The sequence below is a fragment of the Streptomyces sp. NPDC048392 genome (assembly GCF_043200575.1).
Lineage (GTDB): Bacteria > Actinomycetota > Actinomycetes > Streptomycetales > Streptomycetaceae > Streptomyces.
Genome location: NZ_JBICYB010000087.1, coordinates 1 through 4,325, shown reverse-complemented (window position 1 = coordinate 4,325; position 4,325 = coordinate 1). Strand labels below are relative to the sequence as shown.

General features: G+C 67.3%; 3 protein-coding genes and 1 pseudogene. 3 read left to right on the top strand and 1 reads right to left on the bottom strand.

Going from position 1 to position 4,325, the window contains the following annotated elements:
* Positions 1–198: 198 nt before the first annotated feature.
* A pseudogene (locus tag ACGFYH_RS37200) lies at positions 199–354 on the bottom strand (IS5/IS1182 family transposase); the annotation flags it as partial.
* Positions 355–900: 546 nt separating this feature from the next.
* Here ACGFYH_RS37200 and ACGFYH_RS37195 point away from each other — a divergent pair.
* The 3 genes from ACGFYH_RS37195 (at position 901) to ACGFYH_RS37185 (ending at position 3,835) form a co-directional block, all read left to right on the top strand.
* Complete coding sequence (locus ACGFYH_RS37195; protein WP_393807596.1) at positions 901–1,506, top strand: ISAs1 family transposase; 606 nt, start codon at positions 901–903, stop codon at positions 1,504–1,506.
* Positions 1,493–2,116 (top strand): ISAs1 family transposase, encoded by a 624-nt coding sequence (locus tag ACGFYH_RS37190; protein ID WP_393807595.1) that lies wholly within the window; start codon positions 1,493–1,495, stop codon positions 2,114–2,116. The genes ACGFYH_RS37195 and ACGFYH_RS37190 overlap by 14 nt, the downstream gene beginning before the upstream one ends.
* A gap of 96 nt (positions 2,117–2,212) precedes the next feature.
* A complete protein-coding gene (locus tag ACGFYH_RS37185; RefSeq protein WP_393807597.1) occupies positions 2,213–3,835 on the top strand; it encodes an ISAzo13 family transposase in 1,623 nt (540 codons plus the stop codon).
* The last annotated feature ends 490 nt before the right edge of the window (positions 3,836–4,325 follow it).

Sequence of the window (4,325 nt, the reverse complement as noted above, 5' to 3'; positions counted from 1 at the left end):
TCCCGCAAATCATCCATCTGTTCAGCGGAGAGATCCATGCCAGAGCAACGAGCCCATCGACGACAGGTAACTCAAACGGAATCACGAGACACTAGTAATCACGCACAGTAAATGCACATGATCATGTGATGATGATCACACTCACTGTTGGTCGTCGCTATCGACTCCGTGATCGTTCGTGTGTACTAGGGTTCTTCTTCAAACAGACCTGGCCCAAAGCAAGGGCGACGCGAGACTGACCGCTGCCTCGCATGAGGTGGCGGCCTTGTCGTACCTGGTCGCGATGCCGCGGAAGCCCTTGAGCGGGTTGAAGCAGCGTTCGACGAGGTTGCGCCGGCGGTAGGTCTCCCAGTCGAATCCTGGCGGTCGACTGCCGCGGCTCCCACGCTGCAGCGGCAGGCCAGCACGTCGTGGGTGACACTGTGACGCAGATGGACGAGCCTGGCCAGGAGCCGGTCGACGAACAACCGGCCAGTGTTTTGCGCCGGCGGCCACGGCCCGCTCCGCAGTCGGACGGCAAGCCGCGCATAGAGACGCCCCTCTCACAACGGGCTGAACTTCTCCGCGAGTTCGTCAGTCACTCCCACTGTCGGGGCCGTGATCCGCCGATTACTGATGATCACCGCACGCGTTGCGTTCCCCACCACCTGACCCTGATCAACCATCCGGGCTCGACGTCCCACCGCCTACCGTGCACAAGCTCGTTATGGTCCTCAGTCACGGTCGGCGGTGCCCGTCGGCGTTCCGTCTGGTGCTCGCCTACTCCAGGTAGATCAGGGCTTGGTCAAGTTCCGGAGTCGTGCGGATGGGTCGGGTCGTGACTGGTTGGGGTGCATAGCAGAGCAGGCACGGGCTTCGTGATCATTGGAGTGTCGAAGCTCAACGATCATGAGGTGGCCCGTGCCTGCCGCTGTATCCTCCCCTATCCCCGCAGTGCTGGTGAAGCTGGGTCCGCTGGACGGTGGCCGGGTCGCTGACCTGCGCCCCTACCTGGACCTGGTGCCCGACCCGCGTGCGCGGCGGGGCCGTTGGTACTCGCTGACCGCCATCCTCCTCATATGTGCCTGTGCGGTCGTCTCGGGAGCGAGGAGCGTCGATGAACTCGCCGAGTGGGCGGAGCGGGCCTCGGACGCCCTGCTGGCGGCCGTCGGCGTGCGCCGTCATCCGCTCCAGTGGCGTCGGACTCCCTCACGGACCACGATCGGGCGTGTCCTCCAGGCCGTCGACGGTGACGCCCTGGACCGGGCGGTCGGCGCCTACCTCACCGGCCGGCACGACGCCGCCGGGGCCGGGGCCGGACCGCGTCGCGTGATCGCCGTTGACGGCAAGGCACTGAAGGGATCGGCCCACCTGACCGCCACCCGCCGGCACCTGCTGTCCGCGGTCACCCACCACCGGGCCGTGACCCTCGCCCAGGCGGAGGTGGGAGCGAAGACGAACGAGACCACGCACTTCCGGCCCCTGCTCGAGCCGCTGGACCTTCGAGGAACTCTTGTCACCATTTGACGCGCTGCACTCGGTCCAGGCGAACGTCACCTGGCTGGTCGAGACCAAAAACGCCCACTACATCGCGGTGATCAAAGCCAACCAGCCGACCGCACACCGCCAGCTCGCGGCACTGCCCTGGCGGGACATCCCGGTCCAGCACACCACGACCTCCACCGGACACGGCCGCCGCGAGTCCCGCTCCGTCAAGACCTGCGGCATCGCGGACGAACTCGGCGGGATCGCCTTCCCCCACGCCCGTCTGGCCGTCCGCGTCCACCGCCGCCGCAGGCAGACCGGCCGACGCGAAACCCGCGAGACGGTCTGCGCCGTCACCAGCCTCGACGCCCACCAGGCCGGCCCCGCCGAACTCGCCGCCGCGATCCGCGGCCACTGGACCGTGGAAGCCCTGCACCACGTCAGAGACGTGACCTTCGCCGAGGACGCCTCCACCGTCCACACCGGCACCGCGCCCCGGGCCATGGCCACCCTCCGCAACCTTGCCATCGGCCTGCTCAGAACGCTGGGAGCCGACAACATCGCCAAGACAACCCGCGCAATCCGCGACCAACCCGAACGAGCACTTCCACTCCTGGGCATCACCAACAACCCGGGAACCGAGGGAACTTGACCAAGCCCTGGGACCTGCCGATCAATAACTCTTGGGTTTTCATAGGCTGTTGGGTCGTACGATGCGGGGGTGTCGGAGGGGACGAATTCAGAGCTGGTGGATGCGTTCGGGCTGTTGCTGCCGCATCTCGATGAGCGGCAGCAGCGCCTGGCGCTGGGCGCCGCGGCCCGCGTTCTGGGCCACGGCGGGATCCGCATGGTGGCCGGAGCGGCCGGGGTGGCGGAGTCCACGGTGTCGCGCGGGAAGCGGGAGCTGGAGCACGCGGAGGAGCCCGCTGGCCGGGTCCGGGCACCGGGCGCGGGTCGCAAGCCTTTGCGGGAGGCCGATCCGGGGCTGGTGCCCGCGCTGCTGGCGCTGGTCGAGCCGGACCAGCGCGGGCACCCGGAATCTCCGCTGCTGTGGACGGTGAAGTCCACCCGGAATCTGGCGGCCGGGCTGACGCGCCAGGGGCACCGGGTCGGTTCGGACACGGTGGCCGCGCTGTTGAAGGCGGAGGGCTTCTCTCTGCAGGGCACCTCCAGGACCACCGAGGGGGCCCGGCATCCGGACCGGGACGCCCAGTTCCGCTACATCAATGACCAGGTCACGGCGTGCCTCGCCGACGGGCAGCCGGTCATCAGCGTGGATGCCAAGAAGAAGGAGACGCTGGGCAACTACGCGGTCATCGGACGTGAATGGCACCGCGCCGGGCAGCCGGTGCAGGTCCGTGCGCACGATTTCCCCGAGAAGGGCGCCCGGAAAGCGGTGCCGTACGGGATCTACGACATCGGCGCGGACGCAGGCTGGGTGTCGGTGGGCTGCGACGGGGACACCTCTGCCTTCGCGGTGGCCACTTTGCGCCGCTGGTGGAACGGTGAGGGGCGCCGTCGCTACCCGCACGCTGCCCGTCTGCTGGTCACCGCCGACGCCGGAGGCTCCAACGGCTACCGTGTGCGCGCCTGGAAGAAGGAACTTGCGGACTTTGCCTACGAGACGGGCCTTGAAGTGACTGTCTGTCACTTTCCACCAGGAACATCGAAATGGAACAAAATAGAGCACCGGCTGTTCTCACAGATCAGCATCAATTGGCGTGGCAGGCCCCTGACCAGCCATGAAGTCGTCGTCAGCACCATCGGAGCGACCACGACACGCAGCGGACTTTCCGTCCACGCCGAGCTCGACCCCGGCGCCTACCCCACCGGCGTCACCGTCCCCGACACCGTTATGGAACGCCTGCCCCTGACGCCGCACGAGTGGCACGGCACGTGGAACTACACCCTGCGCCCCGAACCGCTCGCTCCCGAACCGCCCCCGCCCAGCCCCGGGTTCGGGCGCTTTTCCACCGGCGACAAGCTCCCCGCCTGGCTGCGGCACCCCAGCCTCACCGGACTCGAACCCGCCGCATTCGACGATCTCGCCGTCCGCTACCAAGCCTGGTGTGCCGAGCACCCGCCGATCCTCCTGCCCGGAAAACGCCCCGACGGCGGCCCCGGCGCCGGCGGCAGACGGCTCTCCGTCTCCGACCAGCTTGTCGTCTTCCTCCTCACGAAGCGCTGGTCCATGGCCCAGACGCCACTCGCCGAGGCAACCGGCCTGGCCAAGAGCCGGATCGGTGCGACCCTCCGGGAGGCCACACCCGTGCTCACCGCGCTTGGGTACACGGTCCCGGCCGGCGCCCTCACCGTGACCACGGCACAACAGCTCGCCGAGATCGCCGGGCACGACCTCACACCCGCGTAATCCTCACCAAGATCAAGGAGTTATTGATCGGCAGCTCCCTGCGCCGTTGGCCAGCACGAAAATGCTCGCCCGGCTGCGAACGGCGATGCGTGGCAGTTCCCCGCGGGGCTTCTTCCTGCCTCTCCATCCCAGGGACTTTTCAGGGACTTTCAACGCTGTCTGAGGGACTTCCGAGGGACTTTTCGCGGCCTAACGCGGCAAGCCCCTGAAAGACCGGAAAGGGCCTCCGACGCAGGTCAGAGGCCCTTTCCAAGGCGAAGCCGCAGGTAGCGGCAGACGAGTCGGGCTGTACGCCGGGTTCTGTTCCTCGCAAGGAGACAGCCGAGTAACCGGTCGGCACCCCTTCCCCCCTCCAGTGCTTATGGGGCTACACATCGCTCGCCACAGCTGAGTATTAAGAGGTTGTCTCACGTGGTGTGATGCTCGTGCGGCATGATGTCGGTCGTGAGTGCTGATCTGTCGAAGCGGTTGGTTCCTGACGAACTCTGGT